Genomic DNA, 20,360 nt, shown 5'->3' on the forward strand with positions numbered 1-20,360 from the left:
GGCGTCGCGCTTCTCCAGGTCATCTCCGGGCGATCATGCGCGCGGAGAGGCCGATGTCGATCGAGCCTGCGCAGGGAAACCGGCTCATGCGGCCTTCGCGGTTCCGGCCATGGTCATCAGACCGGTGATGACCCGATAAGTCTCGGACCATGCCTGTCGGATCTCCGGCGTGAAGTCCGAGCCCAGACCCTGTTCCAGGGTCCACAGCAGCGCGGCGCCGACGGGCTCGTAATGAGCCTGCAGGGCGCCGTAGCCGACGTGCCGATCCCCGAGGTCGCGCACCGTCGCGACCAAAGCTTCCGGCTTATCCAGGTTCGCCACCGTCAGGGCCAGCATGGCCATCAGCTTCCGCTTCTGCGCGCTCATATCGTTCGGGAAGAGCGAGCGGACCTGGGGGGCGGTCTCGAAGAGGCGCCCGTAGAACAAGTCCGAGGCGGTGTCGCCCAGCGATTGCACCTTCGCGAAGCTGTCCTGCACCAGCCTGACCTGCGCGGCCGAAACGGCGTAGGACACGCGGACGCTGGCCAGGAATCGTCCGACCTCGGCGGTCAGGTGCTCGGACTGATTCGACAGGACGGAGGCCGCATCGAGAACCTGACTCGCGGCCTGTCCGGTGCTCTCCGCCGCCTGAGCGACGCCGGTGATGTTGCTGGTGACCTCCCCGGTTCCGACGGCGGCTTGCCCGACGTTGCGCACGATCTCCTGGGTCGCCGCGCCCTGCTCTTCCACGGCCGCCGCGATCGAGGTCGCCACGCCGTTGATCTCTTGGATCCGGGCGGTAATCGCCCCGATGGCTTCGACCGCCTGACCGGTGGACGCCTGGACCGCCGCGATCTGGCCGGAGATTTCCGCCGTGGCCTTGGCCGTCTGCTCAGCCAGTGCCTTGACCTCGGAGGCCACGACCGCGAAGCCCCGACCGGCGGTGCCGGCGCGGGCGGCCTCGATCGTGGCGTTGAGGGCCAGCAGATTGGTCTGCTCGGCGATCGATGAGATGAGCCCCACGACGTCGCCGATTTTGTCCACGGCGCTGCTCAACTCTCGCACGCGCGCCGCGGTCCGATCGGCCTCGGCCGCAGCCACCTGCGCGAGCTCCGCCGAACCATCGGCCTGACGCCCGATCTCCTGCACGGATGCACCCAGTTCCTCGGCGGCGACCGCGACGGTGTTGACGTTCTTGGACGCCCGCTCGGCGGCGGCCGCGACCGTTGCCGATTGTCCGGCCGTCTGCGTGGCGGTCGCGGTCATCGTCTGCGCCGTCACCTGCAGTGCGGAGGCTGACGTCCCGACCTGGCCGATCATGCCGCCGACCGCCTGCTCGAAGCGCTGGGCCATCTGGCGCAGGCTCTCCCGCCGCTGGTCATCGGCATCCAGGCGCGCCCGCTCGGCCTCGACCTCCAATTCGCGGGTGCGGGTCAGGTTGTCCCGGAACGCTTGCACGGCCGCCATGATCGGGGCGAACTCGTTCCGATACGCGGCCACGGGAAGATCGACCGTCGTTTCGCCGGCAGTCAGCGACCGCATCGCGCCGGCGACGATCCGGAGTGGCCGCAGCACGCCGCCGACCAGGGCAATGAGTCCCAGGACGACGAGCAGCGCGGCCGCCAGGAGGGCCGCGGCATTGCGCAGAACACCGTGGCGCGCCAAGTCCGAAAGGGTCTCGGCGCGGGCGACCATCTCGTCCAGGGCCGAATCGGCGAGATTGACGATGGTCATCTGCTCGGTGGTGTTCCGTCGCCGCACTTGCTGGAACGTGTAGGGCGCGGGCCGCTGCTGGCTCAGGGCATCGAAGATCGTTTTGGCCCCGGCGGCGGCCTCCCCCTCGAAATTGTTGTGCTTGGCCTTCTCGAACGCCGCGCGCGCGGTCTCCGACAGGTCGGCGGCAGCCTCGCTCGTGTTCAGCCAGGCCGTCCGGACCTGAGCCCGCTCCTCGGCCGCGGCCACCGTCTCGGGAAGCGACCAGGAGGTTCCGGCGGCCAACGATGTCTGGACCCGCAGGGCGACGTTCCCGATCGCGACGCGGGTCGTCCAGGCGGACCGCTTGAGGACGAGATAGCGCTGCAGAATCGCGTCGGATCGCGGGATCGCCGCATCCACGGCGTCCGTGGTCGCCGTCAGCGCGTCGAGAAGTTCCTGAAAGGCGGTGAGGACCATTGGCAGCAGCGTGGGGTCTCGCTGCGCCTTCGGGACACGCAGGGCGGCATCCACGCGGGGACGGAGCGCGTTCACGGCCTCCTGAGCCGCATGGAGACGGTTGAGCGTTGCAGTCACGGCGGGCACGTTCTGGTCCCGCAGCAGGTCCAGGACGACCTTGAGGTTTGTGATCATCGCCTCGCGGTTCGTGGCGATGGCGGCGAGGCTGTCACTGTCGGCGACGTCCTCACCGCCGAGGGTAAGAGAGGAGCCCCGTTCGAGCCGTACTGGAAGAATCGTCTTGAGCAGGTGCCGGCTCGCGCGGGACAGACTGACGGCTTCCCGGGCCTGCTGCACCGTCAGGTGTGCAGAGACCAGATTATCTCCCGAATAGCCCAGAAGCATAACGGCCATTACAATTATGATTGTGAGCATTATTGCTCTGATTGAAAATTTGCCGAGCAAATTCATGCCGATTTATTCCAAGATCGTTTTGGGAGAAATTTATTACAGCCTCTTAGCGGGAAGCTCTGCCGATTGCACGCGCTAAAAATGAATCATTGTTGGTTTGACGAGGTCGTATTGATAATTACAACTGTTATTGAGCGGCCTTATGAGCAATTCTGGCCTATTCGAAATTGAAAACGAAAAAATGAAATCTCAAGAGATGCGATATCTAGCGAAATGCTTCGCTGTGTCGTGCTCGTTCTCAGGGGGAATGCCCATCGTGTCCGAGAATCGGCCTGCGCCGGTCTGCCTGTCTTCGGAACTGCTGCCTGCGAGGCCTGGGTCGCGGTGAGGCGTATCGCGCGTTCGCGACGAGGGCGCGCAGGAACGCGACGCGCCGCATTCCCGAGGGCGAAGAATCCGCCGCGTTGCTCACCCGACCTGCGGCGGCGGACTCGTAGGTGCGCTGTCGCTCCGTCCGGTCTCGGCCCGGATCAGATCAGATGGATCCGCCCGTAATCTCGACGCGCCCGTCGAGCCCGATAATGCGTCCGAGACCGCGAACGCGGTTCAACAGGCGGTCGCCGCTCAAGGCCTCCCAGGCATGGGGCAGCCGCAGCACCACGCGGCCGTCTTCGACGGCCAGCGGTGCCCGCCCGAGGGCACCGTCCATGCCGGCGGAGATCGGGAAGGCGACGCGGAGCAACGCGCCCAGCAGACGGGCCCGTTCGAACAGGCGCGGACCGGCCACACTCCGGAGCATCGGGTTCGCCTTTTCCGGGGCGAGCCCGGTATGCCGAAGGGAAACCGCCAGGGCGAGATAGGCCCGCCCCGGATGGTCGACACCGACGAACGCCGCGTTCTGGATCACCGCGATGCTCTGCTCGTCGCGATAATCGGGATGTGCCCGCCAGCCGACATCCGACAGCAGGCAGCCCGCATGGCGCAGACGGCGCTCGTCGGCGGTCTCGTGACCGTCGAGGGTCGCGACGAACTGGTCCGTCCAGGCGATCAACTCTTCCCCGTGGCGGGGCGAGCGCGCCCGGAGAACATTGAACTCCGACGCCGAGGCCAGAAGCGGGTCGAGCAGCCGGGTGTCGCGGTCGAGCTGCTCGAACAGCAGGCCCTCGCGGACCCCCGATGCCGAGATCGCCACCTCCCGCGGGCGTCCGACCCGGATGATCTCCTCCAACACGACGGCGCCGTAGGCGAGCAGCGGGCGCCGTGCTTCCGAGATCGCGTCGACGTCCTGCAGCAGCGCCACATCCGTCTGCTCGACGACCTGCAGGAAACTCAGCTCGTCGCTCGGCTCCACCGCGTAGCCATGCATCACGTGGACGGGGTAGCCGCGGGCCGCCTGGTGAAGCCGCGCGATCGCCCGCCAGGTGCCGCCGACCGCGTAGAAGGTCCGCCCGCGCAGGGTCTCGAGCTGCGGCGCGGCCTTGCGCATATACTCGCGGACGATCTTCGATGCTTTCTTGAGCGAGCCGCCGGACAGATCCTGGAGGGCTAGGCCGCCGAGGGGCATGGTCACCCCTTGACCGACCACGGTCCCGCGAACGTCCACGAGTTCGAGGGAGCCGCCGCCCATGTCGCCTACGACCCCGTTCGGCGCGTGGAAGCCCGAGACGACGCCGAGCGCCGACAATTCTGCCTCGCGCCGTCCGGAGAGCAGCTGGATCTCCTGGCCGCAGGCCGCCTCCGCGGCGCGCAGGAAATCCGGACCGTTCTCGGCGTCCCGGGCCGCCGCCGTGGCGAGCACGAACACTTGGCCCACGCGCATCGTCTCGCACAGCACCCGAAACCGCGCGAGGGCGGCGAGCGCCCGGGTCACCGCCTCCTCGTTCAGCCGACCGGTCGTCAGGACGTTGCGGCCCAGACCGCACAGCACTTTCTCGTTGTAGAGCGGCGTCGGTGCCCGCGTCAGGCCGTCATAGGCGACGAGCCGCACCGAATTGGAGCCGATATCGATGATTGCCACCGGCTGATGCGCGGCGCTGCCGATCGTCTCCGCATCATGCGCGAGGGTGAGGTTGGCACGAGGGCTGCCCAAGCGTCCGAGTCCTTCATGAGCCCGGTGCGCCTGCCGGCGCGCCGTGCGGGAGGTTTAGCCCAGTGTCGCTGCGCGGCGAAACTCAGCTGCGCTGCGCGCGCCGGCTCAGGGCGCGCGGGCTCGACTTCTTCGAGGCCTTGCCGCGTCCCGAGAGGCTGGGGTTGGTCATGAAGTACTTGTGGGCATTGAACGGCTCCTCGCCATCGGCCGGCTGGATCCGCTCGCAGCCGCCCGAAGCCAGCAGGCGCCAGCTCTGACGGTTGTCGAGCAGGTTGGCCAGCATGATCTGATCGAGCACCTGCTGATGCACCGTCGGATTGGTGATCGGCAGCAGCGCCTCCACGCGGCGGTCGAGGTTCCGGCTCATCAGGTCGGCGGAGGAGATGTAGACCGTGGCCTTCGGGTGCGGCAGCCCGACGCCGTTGCCGAAGGCGTAGATGCGTCCGTGCTCCAGGAAGCGCCCGACGATCGACTTCACCCGGATCGTCTCCGACAGGCCCGGGATGCCGGGCCGCAGGCAGCAGATGCCGCGGACCACGCAGTCGATCTGAACCCCGGCTTCCGAGGCGTCGTAGAGCGCGTCGATGATCTGGCTGTCGACCAGCGAGTTGCACTTGATCCAGATCGCCGCCGGGCGACCCGCCTTCGCGTGGGCGACCTCCGCGTCGATGTGCTCGAGGAGGCGATTCTTCAGCGTCAATGGCGAGACCGCCATCCGCTCCAGCTCCGCGGGCTCGGCGTAGCCGGTGATGAAGTTGAAGATGCGCGACACGTCCCGCGCGATGGCGGGGTCCGCCGTGAAGAAGGACAGGTCCGTGTAGACCCGTGCGGTGATCGGGTGGTAGTTGCCGGTGCCGACGTGGCAGTAGGTGACCAGCTTGTCGCCCTCCCGACGGACCACCAGCGACAGCTTGGCGTGGGTCTTCAGCTCCACGAAGCCGAAGACCACCTGCGCGCCGGCCTTCTCAAGGTTGCGCGCCCAGCGAATATTCGCTTCCTCGTCGAAGCGCGCCTTCAGTTCCACCAGCGCGGTGACGGACTTGCCCAGCTCCGCGGCTTCGGCGAGCGCCGCGACGATCGGCGAGTTGGACGAGGTCCGGTAGAGCGTCTGCTTGATCGCGACCACGTTCGGGTCACGGGCGGCCTGCGCGAGGAACTGCACCACCGAATCGAAGGATTCGTAGGGGTGGTGGACGATGAAATCCTTCTGGCGGATCGCCGCGAAGACATCGCCGCCGCTCTCGCGGATGCGCTCCGGGAATCGGGGATTGTAGGGCTTGAACTTTAGGTCCGGCCGGTCGATCCCGACCACCTGGGACAGCTCGTTCAGGGCGAGCATGCCCTCCACGATGAAGATCGCGTCCGCGGCGATCTCCAGCTCGTCGGCGACGAAGCTGCGCAGATCCTCCGACATGCCCGCCTCGACCTCGAGCCGGATCACGACGCCCCGGCGCCGCTGCTTCAGGGCCGTCTCGAAATGCAGGACGAGGTCTTCCGCCTCCTCCTCGATCTCCAGATCGGAGTCGCGGACGACGCGGAATGCGCCGCTGCCCTTGACGAGGTAGCCCGGGAAGAGCCGCCCGGTGAACATCCCGATCACCTGCTCGATCGTGATCAGCCGCGCCGCGGTCTCGCTGTCGCTCACCGGCAGGCGGACGAAGCGGTCGATCACGCCGGGCAGGCGGATGAGGGCGCGCAGCAGCCGGCCGTCCTTGGGACGCACCAGCATCAGCGCGATGGTGGTGCCGAGATTCGGGATGAACGGGAACGGGTGGGCCGGATCGATCGCGAGCGGCGTCAGGACCGGGAAGACATGGTTGAGGAAATACTCCTCCAGCCACGCCGCCTGATCGGCCGAGAGGGCGGCGGGCTCGACGATGTCGATGTCGGCGGCGTGCAGCTTCGCGCGCAGTTCACGCCAGCGGGCCTGCTGGTCGGCGGCGAGGCGCGAGACCTCCACGCCGATCCGGGCCAGCTGCTCGGACGGCGACAGGCCGTCCTGCGACGGGACCGTGATCCCGGCCCGCACCTGATCGATCAGGCCGGCCACGCGGACCATGAAGAACTCGTCGAGGTTGTTGGCCGAGATCGACAGGAAGCGGAGGCGCTCCAGCAGCGGATGATTCGGGTTCGACGCCTCCTCCAGAACGCGCCGGTTGAACTGCAGCCAGGACAGCTCGCGGTTCACGAAGCGCTCCGGCGAGTGGCGGAGGGACCGACCGGCCTCCAGCACCGGCTCGCGGGCCGCGCCGGCAACGGGCTCCGCCGGAGCCGCGGCTGCCGGCCACTCGTCACTGGCGTCGGCGGCGGCTGCCGGAGCGGCCCCGGCGGCGATCGAGTCGGTCTGCGTGCGCCGGGTCGCGGGCGCGCGCCGCGTCGTCGGATTGGCCGCCGCGCGCCGACGGGGCTCGGCTGCCTCGTCGGCGGCGTCGCGGTCCACGGGCTTCTGCGTCGATTCCATCCCCGATCCCTGTCTCTACGCGTCGCTCCTCGCGGCGGCGGAGCGTGTATCACCCTAGACCGGCGGCCTTCACGACAGTTTCGTGACGGCCGCCGCATTCCGCGTTCAGCCGGCCGGATCGGGCTCGTCGTCCAGTCCCATGCGCCGTAGGACGGCCAGCGCGAGCGGCCGGCTGATCCGGCGTCCGCGCCCGAGGGCGTCGCGGTCGAGCTCGGCGACGACGTCCCGGGCGCGGCCCAGCGACCGGTCGATGCGCAGGGCCAGCGAATCGATTACCCCGAGATCGACCACCAGCTGACGGTCCACGAACAGCTTGACCAGGACCGCCCGCAGCAGGGCGTCGTCCGGCGCCTCGATGGCGATGCGCGGCGCCAGCCGGAGCCGCGAGCGCAGGTCCGGCGTGGCGAGGCCGAGGGCGTCGATCCCGGTGCCGCTCGTCAGCAGGATCGGGCAGGCGCGCTCCCGCGCCCGGTTGAGCAGATGGAACAGCGCCGCTTCGTCGAGCCGTTCCGTCCGGTCGATATCCTCGATGACCAGAGCGCCGTTCGAGATGAGGTGCTGGATCGCGTCGGCCCCCAGCTCGGCGGCCGGGAGGGTCCAGGCATGGGCGCGCTCTGCCCAGATCGCCGCGAGATGGCTCTTGCCGCTGCCCGAGGGACCGGTGAGGACCAGGACACTGTCCGGCCAGTCCGGCCAAGCCTCGATCAGCGCGTAGGCGGCCTCGTTGGCCGGTCCCACGAGGAAATCCTCGCGCCCATAGCGTGGGTCGAGGGGCAGGTCGAAGGCCAATTGTCGGGGTGGTGCGTTCTCGCGCATGTGTCGCCCAGGATCACCCCCCGCCCGTGGAGGTCAAGGCCGCAGCGTCTTTGCCGTCGTGCTCGATCAAGATCGGCTGTCCGGCATGGTAGAGGCGGCTCTCCAGATAGCGGGCCAGGGCGAAGCGGACGAGCACGCCGATGGAGGCCGCGATCGGGACAGCGAGCAGCAGCCCGACGAAGCCGAACAGCGTGCCGAAGGCGAGCAGGGCGAACATCAGCCAGACCGGGTGAAGCCCGGTGGAATCGCCGACGAGCTTCGGCGAGATGACGTTGCCTTCGAGAAACTGCCCGACGAGGAACACGCCCACGGTCAGGCCGAGATACAGCCAGTCCCCGGATGGCCAGAACTGGACCAGGGCGACGCCGACGGAGAGCAGGAAGCCGGTGAGCGTGCCGACATAGGGAATGAAGGTGAGAAACCCCGCGATCAGGCCGATCAGCACGCCGAAGTTGAGGCCGACCAGCCAGAGGCCGATCGCGTAGAAGCTGCCCAGGATGAGGCAGACCAGGGTCTGGCCGCGCACATAGCCGGTGACGGCGCCGTCGATCTGGCGCGCGAGGTCGCGCACCGTCGCGCGGTGCCGGGGCGGCACCCAGCCGTCGATGGCCGCGACCATCCGGTCCCAATCCACCAGGATGTAGAACGCGACGACCGGCGTCACCACCAGAAGCGAGGCGATCGAAATCAGGGCCTGGCTGCCCGACCAGAGGGATTTCAGAAAGGCCAGGAGCCACGTCCCCGCCTGGGTCGCCAGCGTTCCGACGGAGGATTGCAGCTCCGTGAGGACATTCGCGCCGCCGACGCGTTCCAGCAGTGACCCGGAGCGCTCCGCGATGATGGCCTGGAGCCGCGACACCATTCCGGGCAGCGCATTGACCAGGGCGACGACCTGATTGGCCGTGAGCGGGATCAGGATCAGCAGCGTCACCACGAGGACGACGACGAACAACGCCAGAATCAGCAGGCTCGCGGCCAGCCGGCCGAGGCCGAGGCGCTCCAGCCGGTCGGCCAGGGGATCGAGGAGATAGGCCAGGGTGATGCCGGCCACGAAGGGCAGCATCACTTCCCGGAGGAGGTAGATGATCAATCCCAGAGCGACCACGGCGGCCAGCCCGATCACAGCCCGTGCGCGCACGTCGACGCTCCCCCAGACACCACGCCCGCGGGCAGAGTGGGTATGCGGCGCGTGCCGATCAAGGCGCCGCCGCAGCCGACTCGCGTGGCGCGCGCGAAGCCGCTAGAGCGGGGCCAGATTGGAACGAGGTGGCGCGGGCATGACGGCCAAGGACGGCAACGAGCCGAAGACGGGGCTCACCTACGCGGCGGCGGGCGTCGACATCGATGCCGGTAACGCCATGGTCGAGACGATCAAGCCGCTGGTGCGCTCGACCCGGCGCCCGGGCGCCGACGCCGAGATCGGGGGCTTCGGCGGCCTGTTCGACCTGAAGGCTGCGGGCTTCCGCGATCCGATCCTGGTGGCGGCCAATGACGGCGTCGGCACCAAGGTCAAGATCGCCATCGAGACCGGGCGCCACGACACGATCGGCATCGATCTCGTGGCGATGTGCGTGAACGACATCATCGTCCAGGGCGCCGAGCCGCTGTTCTTCCTCGACTACTACGCCACCGGCAAGCTGGTCCCGGGCGTCGGCGCCGACATCGTGCGCGGCATCGCCGAAGGCTGCCGGCAGGCGGGCTGCGCGCTGATCGGCGGCGAGACCGCCGAGATGCCGGGCCTCTACGACGGATCCGACTACGACCTCGCGGGCTTCTCGGTGGGAGCCGCCGAGCGCGGCACGCTTCTGCCGCGTCCGGGGATCCGGCCCGGCGACGTTGTGCTCGGCCTGCCCTCCTCCGGGGTGCATTCCAACGGCTTCTCGCTGGTCCGCCGGATCGTCGCGAAGACCGGGCTCGGCTGGGACGCGCCGGCCCCGTTCGCCCCCGGGCGCAGCCTCGGCGAGGCGCTGCTGGAGCCGACCCGGATCTACGTGAAGCCCCTGCTGGCGGCGCTCGGCGCCACGGACGGGATCCGGGCGCTCGCTCACATCACGGGGGGCGGCTTCCCGGACAACCTGCCCCGCGTCCTGCCGGACGATGTCGGCATCGCCATCGACCTCGACGCGGTCACCCCGCCGCCGGTCTTCGGCTGGCTCGCCCGCGAGGGCGGCGTCGCCGAGGCGGAGATGCTGCGCACCTTCAATTGCGGAATCGGCATGGTGGTGATCGCCGCCGCCGATGCGGTGGACGACGTCGACGAGGCCCTGACCCGGGCCGGCGAGACGCCCGTGCGCCTCGGCCGGATCACGGCGCGCGGCTCCGAGCCCGTGACCTTCAGCGGAAACCTCGCCCTCTGATGTCGACCGCCCGCAAGACCCGCGTCGCCATCCTCATCTCGGGGCGCGGCTCGAACATGGTCGCGCTGCTGGAGGCGGCGCAGGATCCCGCCTTCCCGGCCGAGATCGTGCTCGTCGTGTCGAACCGCCCGGAAGCCGCCGGTCTCGCCCGCGCGGCGGAGGCGGGCATCCCGACGCAGGCCATCGACCACAAGGCCTTCGCCGACCGCGCCGGCTTCGATGCCGCCCTCGACGCCGCCCTGCGAGGGGCCGAGGTCGACCTCGTGTGCCTCGCGGGCTTCATGCGGATCCTGACGACGGATTTCGTGGCATCCTGGGCTGGCCGGATGCTCAACATCCACCCGTCGCTCCTGCCCCTGTTCAAGGGCACGCACACGCACCGGCAGGCGCTCGACGCCGGCGTGCGCCTGCACGGCTGCACCGTGCATTTCGTCGTGCCGGAACTGGATGCGGGTCCGATCGTCGCTCAGGCCGCGATCCCGGTCCGCCAGGACGACGATCCCGACAGCCTCGCCGACCGGGTGATCGTGCAGGAGCGCCGTCTCTACCCGGCCGTGCTCGCCCTGGTGGCCGGCGGCCGCGCCCGCCTGGACGGCGACCGCGTGGTGATCGCCGACGAGGCGCCCGACAGCGTTCTGTTCAGCCTCTAGCGGGCGGCCGATCGTCCCTGCGAGCGGAGCCCGGCGATCCGGCATCGCCCGCTCGCCGACGTTCCGATGCGCTGGGCTGCTTCGCTGCGCTCGCAGAGGCGACGTCTACCGAAGCAGCCCTGTCTGCGTCCTCAGACGGGGCGCTGCAGCTTGCAGCTGTCCAGCGCCGAGAGGGCCTTCGCGCGGGCGGAATCGTTGAAGTAGCCCGTGGTCCGGTAGGCCTCGATCTCGGCGGCATCGAGACTGCGCAGGGTCTGCTTGGCGTAGCAGCCGCAGGGGCGCTCCAAGGACGCCTCGGGGGCGCTGGTCATGCGGGCCTGGACGATCGTGCAGGCGTGGCGCACGCGGCCTTCGAGATTGGCCTTGCTGGCGGTCTTGAGGGCCGGATCCGGCTCGTACTGCTGGAACGGGGCCGAGGATCCGCCCGCGAGGGCGGCGGTCGCGCCGAGGGCGAACAGGCCGGTCGCGATCAGCAGGGGCAGGCGGCGCATCGTCATGGTCGGGGTCGTCCGAGGGCTGAGGTTGGCTAAGCTCGGCTGTTGGACGCTTCCGGGCTCCGTCCCGTCAAGGACGGCCCGGTCACACACGGCGGCATTCCCGATGCCGCCGGGTGCGGTGCGTGACGATGGCGGGTCGGTGTGCCCAACCCGCCACCGCCCGTCGCCTCAGGCGGCGATATCGGAATCCTTGAAGAACTGCGCGATCTCGATCTTGGCGTTCTCGGCGCTGTCTGAGCCGTGCACGGTGTTCTCGCCGACGGACTCGGCGAACTTCTTGCGGATCGTGCCCTCGGCGGCCTGGGCCGGGTTGGTCGCACCCATCACCTCACGGTACTTGGCCACCGCGTTCTCGCCCTCGAGAACCTGGACCACCACCGGGCCGGAGGTCATGAAGGTCACGAGCTCGCCGAAGAACGGGCGCTCCTTGTGCACCTCGTAGAACTTCTCGGCCTGCTCCTTGGTCATGCGGATGCGACGCTGGCCGACGATGCGGAGGCCCGCCTCCTCGATCACGGCGTTGACCGCGCCGGTCAGGTTCCGCCGCGTCGCGTCGGGCTTCAGGATCGAGAAGGTGCGCTCGGTGGCCATGGTGCGTCCGGTCTGTCTGTGGAAAAGGTTTGCGGCACGCCGGGAGGCCGGACGCGCCGCGGCAGCGAAAATTTCGCTTCGGCGCCGGGCTTATAGCGGGCGCCCCCCCGTGCCTCAAGCGGCGTCCCGGATCCGGCCGGTCCAAGCGCAGCCGTGGCTCTGCCGCAACACGGCCGAAAAATCGCCCGATTGCGACGGCCTAGTCGCGCACCAACCGACTTCGTCCACCCCTCGGGCGTCCGCGACGCCCCAATCCCGGAGACGAACCATGCGACTCGCTCTCAGCGCCAGCCTGCTTCTCGCCGGCCTCACCGCCGCCGCCGCCGACACCGCGAAGGATCCGTCCGGCACCTGGCTCACCGGCGACGGCCGCGCCAAGATCCGGATCGATCGCTGCGGGCCCGGTCAGAAGCTCGTCTGTGGCAAGGTCGTCTGGCTCAAGACGCCGACCTTCGACAACGGCGCTCCCCGCACCGATCTGAAGAATCCCGACCCGAAGAAGCGCGCGCGACCGGTGATCGGCCTGCAGCTCATCGAAGGCCTCAAGCCGGACGACGAGAAATACACCGGCGAGCTCTACAACATCGAAGAAGGCAAGATCTATACGGTCAGCCTGGAGCGCGAGAGCGAGGCCGAACTCAACGTCTCGGGCTGCATGCTCAAGATCCTGTGCGGATCCCAGACCTGGACCCGCGTGCCGGACGTGAACCAGCAGGCGGCGAACAAGAACTGAGCGCCTGTCAGATCGCTGCGAGGCCGCGCTGCACCGCCGGCCTCGCCAGGATGCTCTCGAGCCATCGCGCCACGTTCGGCAGGGTGTTGATGTCGACGCCCTGCTTAAAGTTCAGCTTCGCCCAGGTGAAGGTCGCGATGTCGGCGATGGAATAGTCGTCGGCCAGGAAAGCGCGGCCCTCGAGGCGTCGTTCCAGCACGCCGTACAGACGCTTCGCCTCTGCGGTGAACCGGTCGATCGCGTAGGGCAGCTTCTCGGGCGCGTAGATCTTGAAGTGGTGCGTCTGCCCGAGCATCGGCCCGAAGCCCGCCACCTGCCAGAACAGCCACTCGTCGACGAGGACGCGGGCGCGCTCGTCGGCTGGATAGAACTGCCCGGTTTTCCGGCCGAGATACTGCAGGATCGCGCCTGATTCGAAGACCGAGATCGGCTGTCCACCGGGACCCTCCGGATCGACAATGGCTGGGATCTTGTTGTTGGGTGAGATCGCCAGGAAATCGGGAGCGAACTGCTCGTTCTTGGCGATGTCTACGGGAACGATGCGGTAGGGGAGCCCGCACTCCTCCAGCATGATCGGGATCTTCCAGCCGTTCGGCGTACTCCAGGTATGGACGTCGATCGGCCGCCCGGACACCGCTGCCATGCTCTGTCTGCTCCTGGACCCAATCGTCGGCGGTGCGATGGTCCTCCGCCTTTTCCGGACAACCCCGACAGTGAAGACGATTTCCCGGCCACGCTCAAGGGCATCCCGAGAGCGGGCGTGAGGATTCGACACGGCGTGGCGGCAGCTGTTGGCGGCTGCGGCGCCGGGCTTGCCGTCTCCCGGGGCGAGCGGCGAGACTGCGTCTCGGGCGTCGCAACGACGCCCGAGGGGGAATATCCGATGATCGATCGTCTCGTCAGGATCGCGATCCTGTCCGTGCCGCTGCTCGCCGCCCAGCCTGTCCTCGCCAAGGAGCCGGCCGCCAAGGAGTCGACAGCCAAGGCGCCGCCGGCCTCCGAGGCGCCCTCGGCGGCGCCGGCCTCGCCCGCAGCGAAGCAGCCGAGCGCCGGCCAGTCCGCCGCCCGCGACCGGCAGAAGACCTGCGGCGCCGAGTGGCGCGCCCTGACCGACGCTCAGAAGGCCGCGCAGGGGCCGAAATGGCCGCAGTACTGGAGCAAGTGCAACAAGCGGCTGAAGGGCGGCGATAAAGCCTGAGCCGGTCGCGAACCGCAGCGCTTCTCGATTGTTCAGACATCCGCGGCGGGGCGGCGGGAAAGGCGAGGACATGATGGACCTTCATCCGTCCCTACGGGCGGCGGACGGCGCATCGCGCCGGGTCCGGCATGGCTGAGGCCCCGGTCGCGCCCGCCGCGGATCCGTCGGCCGGGTCGCTTCTCGACCGCGCGGTGGCGTTCCTCGATGCCTGGGTGCCCAAGCCGGCGGCCTGGGCCTTTGCCCTGCGCATCTGGATCGCCATGATGCTGGCGCTGGCGATGGCCTTCTGGCTCCAGCTCGACAGCGCCTCGTCCGCCGCCACCTGCGTGGCGATCCTCGCCCAGCCCAAGCGCGGGCAGGCCATTTCCAAGGCGGTCTACCGCCTTCTCGGCACGCTCATCGGGGCCGCGGTGTCGATCGTCTTCATGGCCCTGTTCGGGCAGGACCGGGTGCTGCTGCTCCTCGGCTTCACCGTCTGGCTCGGCCTCTGCGTCTTCGTCGCCCAGTACCTGCAGGACACACGGGCCTACGGCGCCATGCTGTCCGGCTACACCGTGGCGATCATCGCCCTGGGCCAGATCGACGACCCGCAGGGCACCTTCGACGCCGCCGTGTCCCGCGTCGCCGTGATCGTTCTCGGCATCGTCGTGATCACCTTCATCAACGACGCCCTCGCCTCCCCGAGCACGTGGCGGGCGCTGCTGCCGCAGCTCCGCAAGGGCTGGGACGACACGCGGAGCTATGCCCGGGAGACGCTGGAATCCGGCGATCTCGGCGCGACGCGGACCGCCGCGCTGATCCGCACCATCGCGCCGATGCGGGCCGATGCCAGCGCCATCGCGGGGGAACTCGACGACGGCCGGTTCCGTGCGGCCGGCGCGCGCAGCTGCATCGCCGCCTTGTACGCGATGGCGGCCGCGATCCGCAGCGTGGCGGCCGCGGCCGCGTGCCTGCGCCATCCGAGCCCGGCGGTCGCGGAGGCGATGGCGATCTGCCGAAGGGTGGCCGACGCGCCCGATCCCGATGCCCTCGATCGCGACGACGAGCGCCTGCGCGATCTGGTCGACTCCGCGATCCGGGACGGGAACCGGCCCCTCGACGAGGTGGTGGTTCTCCAGCGCGCCCTCGACTTCGTCTGTGCGGCGACCTTCGCGCAGGACGGCATCCGCGCGGTGGCGGACGGCCACGAGCCCCTGCGCGACGCCCGGCTGCCGACCCATCGCGACTTCCCGGTCGCCCTCCGCGGCGCCCTGCGGGTCGCCTTGAGCTTCGCCGTGACGGCCGCCGCCTTCGTGGCGCTCGGCCTGCCGCAGGCCTCCTTCGCGCTGGTCCAGGTGGCCGCCACCGCGGCCCTGTCCTCCGTGACGCCGGATCCGAAGAAATTCGCCAACGGGGTCGTCATCGGGATGACGCTCGCGGCGACCCTTGCGGGCATCGCCCGCTTCGCGCTCCTGAACGGTGTCCAGGGGTTCCCGATGCTGGCGATCGTCATGGCGCCGGTGATCTTCCTCGGCTGCTTCCTGTCGCTGAACCCGAAGACCTTCGGCATCGGCTTCATCCTGATCGTGTTCTTTCCAGTCCTGCTCGGCCCCTCGAATCCGCAGACCTACGACGCCCTGACCTTCCTGCTGAACGCGTTCCTCGTGGTCGCGGCGGCCGTGATCCTGTCGATCGTCGTCCGCCTGGTCCTGCCGGTCACGCCCGCGCAGCAGCGGGGCTTCGCCCTCGATTCGGCCCGGCGGGCGCTCGCCGACGCGCTAATCGGCCAGGGAGGCGATGCCACCACCCGCACCAGCCTGAATGCCGACCGGCTGTTTCAGTTTGCCGTCTACAGCTCGGGGAGCGGCGCCGTGCGGCGGGCGAACCTGCATCACGCCTTCGCCCTCGCCCGTCTGGAGGCCGCCGCCGCCCGGGCCCACGCGGAGCTGCGCCGCCTCTGGTCCATCGAGGCCCTGCGTGGCGCGATCCCGCGGGCACGGGACGCGTTGGCTTCGGGCGACGATCGCGGGCTCGAGACCGCGGCGCGTGACCTGATCCGGGCCGCCGCCGGCCAGGGCCGGGCCGTGCGGCTCACCACCGCCCGCGCGGCCAGCGATCTCGTCACCGCATCACGGACCATCACCCGCCACCGGCGATTCCTCCATCGCCTCGACATCGCGCTCTTCTGACGGGCGACTTCTTCCGGGGTTACCATGCACGAGGACATCCATGTCGGCGGGGTGCTGGTCACGGCCTTCGTCGCCTATGCCCTGGCGGCGTTCGTGATCCTGATCATCCTGCGCTTCGCCTTCGCGCGCCTCCGCTTCAGCCGCTACGTCGCCAACGCCCCGCTCGCCGAGGCCGGCCTCTACGTCTGTGTTCTCGCCCTCCTGATAGCGTTCATCTGATGCCCGACACGACCGCCGACGAGGACGATCCGAAGCCCGCCGCCCGCGACGATGCGCCGGGGCGGCGCGATCCGTTGCCCGCGATCCCGCGCCGGGGCCGAGCCGCCAAGATCTTCCGGCTGGCGGCCACCGGCGTGATCCTGCTCGCCGCGATCCTGGCGGCGGCCTTCGTCTGGGAATTCTACGTGGCGGCGCCCTGGACGCGCGACGGCACGGTCCGGGTGCAGGTCGCCAACATCGCGCCGCAGGTCGCAGGGCAGATCGTCGAGGTCCGCGTCCAGGACAACCAGACCGTGCGCAAGGGCGACGTCCTCTACGTCATCGACCCGATCGACTTCGAGGTCGCGGTCGCGTCGGCGGATGCCGAGGTCAAGAACCGCGAGGCCGACCTGCAGGTGAAGAACGCCCAGTCGGCCCGGCGGCAGGCGCTCTCGACGGTGTCGACCTCCGTCGAAGAGAAGCAGCAATTTGCCGGCGCGGCCAAGATCGCCGAGGCGGCGCTGGAGAGCGCCCAGGCGCAATTGCGGCAGGCCAAGGTCAACCTGGAGCGCACCCGGGTGACATCCACCGTCAACGGGCGGGTCACGAACCTGCTGATGCGCGTCGGCGACTATGCCCGGACCGGCACCGCGAACATCAACGTGGTCGACACCGATTCCTTCTGGATCGACGGCTATTTCGAAGAGACCAAGATGTCCAACATCCGGGTCGGTGACACCGCCGACGTGAAGCTGATGGGCTTCGATCCGCATCTCACCGGGACGGTTCACAGCATCACGCTGGGCATCTCCACGGCCAATGCCGCTGCGAGCACGCAGGGGCTGCCGGACGTCAACCCGGTCTATACCTGGGTGCGCCTCGCCCAGCGGGTCCCGGTCCGCATCCGCATCGACCATGTTCCGCCGGGCGTCCCGCTCATCGCCGGCATGACCGCGACCGTGTTCGTCAACGGCGGCCGCGGCCCGGCGCCCAACTGGTTCATGGACCTGCGCGACCGGGTCTCCGCCCTGACGACGCCGGCAGCCGGACCCACCGCGGCGGCCGATCAGAGGTGAATCGCCGCGCCGCTGCGATCCCGATGGCCGGTGATGCGGTTTCCCGGAGACACCACCGCGTGGGAGACTCCGATGAACCGATGGCTTGGACTCGCCTGCCTCCTGCTGACCGCAGGGCCCGCCGCGGCCGCGCCCCTGAAGGCGGCGGTGTTCGATTTCCAGTTCTCGAACCTGTCCCCGGTGCCGACCGATGCAGCGGACGCCGCGCGCCTCAAGCGGGTGAGCGCCGAACTGCGCGCTCTGCTGGAGAGAAAGGGCCTGTACATCGTGATCTCGACCGATCCGGTCCGGGCGGCGGTCGCCAAGAGTGCGGACCTGCGGCGCTGCAACGGCTGTGCGGATGACTTCGCCCGCGAACTCGGCGCCGACGTCGCCATCACCGGCGAGGTGCAGAAGGTCTCGAACCTGATCCTCAACCTGAACGTCTACGTGAAGCCCCTCACCGGCGACGCGCCCGAGCGGGCCTACAGCGTCGACCTGCGCGGTAACACGGACGAGTCCTTCGACCGCGGTATTCGTTTTCTCGTCGAGAACACTATGGGTGCCGGCAAGTAACGCGCCCCCCAGCCGATATTTCGCAGCGCCGAAGGATCGATCCAAGTGATTGACGGGCTTGGCGCTGCACTGCGATCCTCCCGCGATGTCGTGCGAGGTGCCCCTGTGCCGGCAAAATGGCTATTGACGGCTCGGCAAGACAGGCGCAGTCTCCACCTGTGCTTGGCGAAAGCCGGCACCGACCGGACGGAAACCTTGACGGTGTCAGGTTTCGTAAGACGTCCGGTTGCCGGAAGCTGGAGGAGACAGGGATGACTCCACCGCAGCGGAAAGCCGCCTAGACGGTTCAGGGACAGGTTCGGCCCGGAACTTAGCGGCAGCACACGGACAGCCGGACGGACGCGGCTCCAGGGGCGCAGAAGCGGCCAATTATGGCGCGCCTTCGAACACGCAAAATGCCCCACTTTGAGCCGTTCCGCCGCGGTTTCCCTAAGACAGAAGCTGTTGGTCCATCGCCTGCCCGGCCTCGCCGTGGCGGGATTTCGTCGTGGCCCCGAGGGTGGCCGGCTCACCGCCTGTCTGCGCGGAGCTGAGCCCACCGGTGGTCTCGTCCGCCGGTCAGGCCGGAACCGCGTGGCGGAGCCCGGAAGGCAGGCCTGCCGTCACGACGCGATCTTGCACCGACGGTGGTTCGAGCGCCCGGGCGCGCCGTCCGCGCTCCGGGTCAATCGGCCTGCGATGTCGCCGCGCCGATGGCTCGGCCGACGCGCGATATCCCAGAGCTGGCCTGCTTCGCGCCGCTCGGGCGATCGGGTGTCAATCGATCCCGAGCTTCGCCTTGAGCAGCGCGTTCACCGCCGCGGGATTTGCCTTGCCGCCCGTGGCCTTCATGGTCTGGCCGACGAACCAGCCCAGCAGAGTCGGCTTCTCCTTGGCCTGGGCGACCTTGTCGGGATTGGCCGCGATGATCTGATCCACCGCCGCCTCGATGGCGCCCGTGTCGGTCACCTGCTTCATGCCGCGGCTCTCGACGATGGCGCGCGGGTCGCCGCCCTCGATCCAGACGATCTCGAACAGGTCCTTGGCGATCTTGCCGGAGATCACGCCCTCGCCGATCAGGTCGATGATCGCGCCGAGCTGTTCCGCCGAGACCGGCGTCGATTCGATGGACAGGCCCTCCTTGTTGAGGCGCCCGAACAGCTCGTTGATCACCCAATTGGCCGCGGCCTTGCCGTCCCGGCCCTTGGCCACCGCCTCGTAGTAGTCGGCGGAGGCACGCTCGGCGACCAGCACGCCGGCGTCGTAGGGCGAGAGGCCGAATGCGGAGACGAACCGCGCCTTCTTGGCATCCGGCAGCTCGGGCAGCCCCTCGGCCAGGGCGTCGACATAGGCCTGGTCGAATTCGAGCGGCAGCAGGTCCGGATCGGGGAAGTAGCGATAATCGTGCGCCTCTTCCTTGGAGCGCATCGAGCGCGTCTCGCCCTTGGTCGGGTCGAACAGGCGCGTCTCCTGGTCGATCTTTCCACCGTCCTCGAGGATGGCGATCTGGCGCCGCGCCTCGGTCTCGATCGCCTGCCCGATGAAGCGGATCGAGTTGACGTTCTTGATCTCGCAGCGGGTGCCCAGCGGCTCGCCGGGGCGGCGCACCGAGACGTTCACGTCGGCGCGGAGCGATCCCTTCTCCATGTCGCCGTCGCAGGTGCCGAGGTAGCGCAGGATCGTGCGCAGCTTGGTCACGTAGGCCTTCGCCTCCTCGGAGGAGCGCAGGTCCGGCCGGGAGACGATCTCCATCAGCGCCACGCCCGAGCGGTTGAGGTCCACGAAGCTCCGGGTCGGGTCCTGATCGTGCAGCGACTTGCCGGCATCCTGCTCGAGGTGCAGGCGCTCGATGCCCACGGTGATCGACGCACCGTCAGGCAGATCCACGAGAACCTCCCCCTCGCCGACGATCGGGTCCTTGTACTGCGAGATCTGATAGCCCTGGGGCAGATCCGGGTAGAAGTAGTTCTTTCTGTCGAACACCGACCGCAGGTTGATCTTGGCCTTCAGGCCGAGGCCGGTGCGCACCGCCTGGGCCACGCATTCCGCATTGATCACCGGCAGCATCCCGGGCATCGCGGCATCGACCAGGGAGACGTGGTCGTTGGGTTCCCCGCCGAATTCCGTCGAGGCGCCGGAGAACAGCTTCGCCCGGCTGGACACCTGGGCGTGGATCTCCATGCCGACAATCACCTCCCAATCATGGAGGCCGCCCTTGATCAGCTTCTTGGGGTCGACGGGTGCGTTCATGGTCGTCCGGGCCGAGAAAAGGAGCTTGGCGTGATCCCCCCATCCACGCCCTCATCCTGAGGTGCTGCGCAGCAGCCGCGAAGGAGGGCTCCAGGGATCGCGCGGCCGGCTGGAGGCCTCCGTCGAGGCCCGCTCACGCGGGCACCTCAGGGGAGGGCGCGGGTGGGCGTGGATGTCGTCCGGTCACTTACGGGCGGCGTC

At 69.0% G+C, this 20,360-nt stretch carries 17 protein-coding genes; 8 read left to right on the forward strand and 9 right to left on the reverse strand.

Annotation, left to right across the window (positions count from 1 at the left end):
* Positions 1 to 84 precede the first annotated feature (84 nt).
* The 5 genes from A3862_RS29020 to A3862_RS29040 all read right to left on the reverse strand — a co-directional run bounded on the left by A3862_RS29020 (position 85) and on the right by A3862_RS29040 (position 9,045).
* A complete protein-coding gene (locus tag A3862_RS29020; RefSeq protein WP_111474230.1) occupies positions 85 to 2,601 on the reverse strand; it encodes a methyl-accepting chemotaxis protein in 2,517 nt (838 codons plus the stop codon).
* A gap of 475 nt (positions 2,602 to 3,076) precedes the next feature.
* Entirely contained in the window at positions 3,077 to 4,630 is a 1,554-nt protein-coding gene (gene ppx / locus A3862_RS29025; RefSeq protein ID WP_043755598.1) for an exopolyphosphatase, read from the reverse strand.
* Between the two features lie 82 nt (positions 4,631 to 4,712).
* Positions 4,713 to 7,091, reverse strand: coding sequence for an RNA degradosome polyphosphate kinase (locus tag A3862_RS29030; RefSeq protein WP_111474231.1), 2,379 nt, complete (start codon positions 7,089 to 7,091; stop codon positions 4,713 to 4,715).
* Positions 7,092 to 7,196: 105 nt separating this feature from the next.
* Positions 7,197 to 7,907 (reverse strand): hypothetical protein, encoded by a 711-nt coding sequence (locus A3862_RS29035; protein ID WP_043350885.1) that lies wholly within the window; start codon positions 7,905 to 7,907, stop codon positions 7,197 to 7,199.
* A gap of 13 nt (positions 7,908 to 7,920) precedes the next feature.
* Positions 7,921 to 9,045, reverse strand: coding sequence for an AI-2E family transporter (locus A3862_RS29040; RefSeq protein WP_043383693.1), 1,125 nt, complete (start codon positions 9,043 to 9,045; stop codon positions 7,921 to 7,923).
* A gap of 139 nt (positions 9,046 to 9,184) precedes the next feature.
* On the opposite strand from A3862_RS29040, the gene purM reads away from it, so the two are divergent.
* Positions 9,185 to 10,264: a phosphoribosylformylglycinamidine cyclo-ligase gene (gene purM / locus A3862_RS29045; RefSeq protein WP_043755596.1), complete on the forward strand. Its 1,080-nt coding sequence runs from the start codon at positions 9,185 to 9,187 to the stop codon at positions 10,262 to 10,264.
* Positions 10,264 to 10,914, forward strand: coding sequence for a phosphoribosylglycinamide formyltransferase (purN, locus tag A3862_RS29050; protein WP_043755594.1), 651 nt, complete (start codon positions 10,264 to 10,266; stop codon positions 10,912 to 10,914). Before purM ends, purN begins: the two co-directional genes overlap by 1 nt.
* A gap of 131 nt (positions 10,915 to 11,045) precedes the next feature.
* On the opposite strand, the gene A3862_RS29055 is transcribed toward purN, so the two are convergent.
* Together A3862_RS29055 and ndk are read right to left on the reverse strand one after the other, a co-directional pair.
* Positions 11,046 to 11,411, reverse strand: a complete 366-nt coding sequence (locus tag A3862_RS29055; RefSeq protein WP_043383689.1) for a hypothetical protein — start codon at positions 11,409 to 11,411, stop codon at positions 11,046 to 11,048.
* Positions 11,412 to 11,579: 168 nt separating this feature from the next.
* Entirely contained in the window at positions 11,580 to 12,002 is a 423-nt protein-coding gene (ndk, locus tag A3862_RS29060; RefSeq protein WP_043073092.1) for a nucleoside-diphosphate kinase, read from the reverse strand.
* Positions 12,003 to 12,270: 268 nt separating this feature from the next.
* Here ndk and A3862_RS29065 point away from each other — a divergent pair, with 268 nt between their 5' ends.
* Positions 12,271 to 12,735, forward strand: coding sequence for a DUF2147 domain-containing protein (locus A3862_RS29065; RefSeq protein WP_043347075.1), 465 nt, complete (start codon positions 12,271 to 12,273; stop codon positions 12,733 to 12,735).
* A gap of 7 nt (positions 12,736 to 12,742) precedes the next feature.
* Here A3862_RS29065 and A3862_RS29070 read toward each other — a convergent pair whose 3' ends face one another.
* A complete protein-coding gene (locus A3862_RS29070) occupies positions 12,743 to 13,378 on the reverse strand; it encodes a glutathione S-transferase N-terminal domain-containing protein (RefSeq protein ID WP_043347074.1) in 636 nt (211 codons plus the stop codon).
* 240 nt (positions 13,379 to 13,618) lie between these two features.
* Here A3862_RS29070 and A3862_RS29075 point away from each other — a divergent pair, with 240 nt between their 5' ends.
* From A3862_RS29075 to A3862_RS29095, 5 genes are all read left to right on the forward strand, one after another.
* On the forward strand, positions 13,619 to 13,933 hold the full coding sequence (locus tag A3862_RS29075) for a hypothetical protein (protein WP_043347072.1): 315 nt from the start codon (positions 13,619 to 13,621) through the stop codon (positions 13,931 to 13,933).
* Positions 13,934 to 14,061: 128 nt separating this feature from the next.
* Positions 14,062 to 16,101 carry an FUSC family protein gene (locus A3862_RS29080; protein ID WP_043755591.1) on the forward strand — a complete coding sequence of 680 codons (2,040 nt, stop codon included), beginning with the start codon at positions 14,062 to 14,064 and terminating at the stop codon, positions 16,099 to 16,101.
* A 24-nt stretch (positions 16,102 to 16,125) separates the two neighbouring features.
* On the forward strand, positions 16,126 to 16,320 hold the full coding sequence (locus tag A3862_RS29085; RefSeq protein ID WP_043347071.1) for a DUF1656 domain-containing protein: 195 nt from the start codon (positions 16,126 to 16,128) through the stop codon (positions 16,318 to 16,320).
* Complete coding sequence (locus tag A3862_RS29090) at positions 16,320 to 17,375, forward strand: efflux RND transporter periplasmic adaptor subunit (protein WP_043755589.1); 1,056 nt, start codon at positions 16,320 to 16,322, stop codon at positions 17,373 to 17,375. The genes A3862_RS29085 and A3862_RS29090 overlap by 1 nt, the downstream gene beginning before the upstream one ends.
* A gap of 72 nt (positions 17,376 to 17,447) precedes the next feature.
* Entirely contained in the window at positions 17,448 to 17,930 is a 483-nt protein-coding gene (locus tag A3862_RS29095; RefSeq protein ID WP_043383682.1) for a DUF3280 domain-containing protein, read from the forward strand.
* Positions 17,931 to 18,686: 756 nt separating this feature from the next.
* Here the strand turns inward: A3862_RS29095 and gatB are convergent.
* The gene (gatB, locus tag A3862_RS29100; protein WP_111474232.1) at positions 18,687 to 20,159 is read right to left on the reverse strand and encodes an Asp-tRNA(Asn)/Glu-tRNA(Gln) amidotransferase subunit GatB; all 1,473 of its coding nucleotides are present in this window, start codon (positions 20,157 to 20,159) and stop codon (positions 18,687 to 18,689) included.
* Positions 20,160 to 20,360: the final 201 nt, after the last annotated feature.

Source organism: Methylobacterium sp. XJLW (assembly GCF_003254375.1).
GTDB lineage: Bacteria > Pseudomonadota > Alphaproteobacteria > Rhizobiales > Beijerinckiaceae > Methylobacterium > Methylobacterium fujisawaense.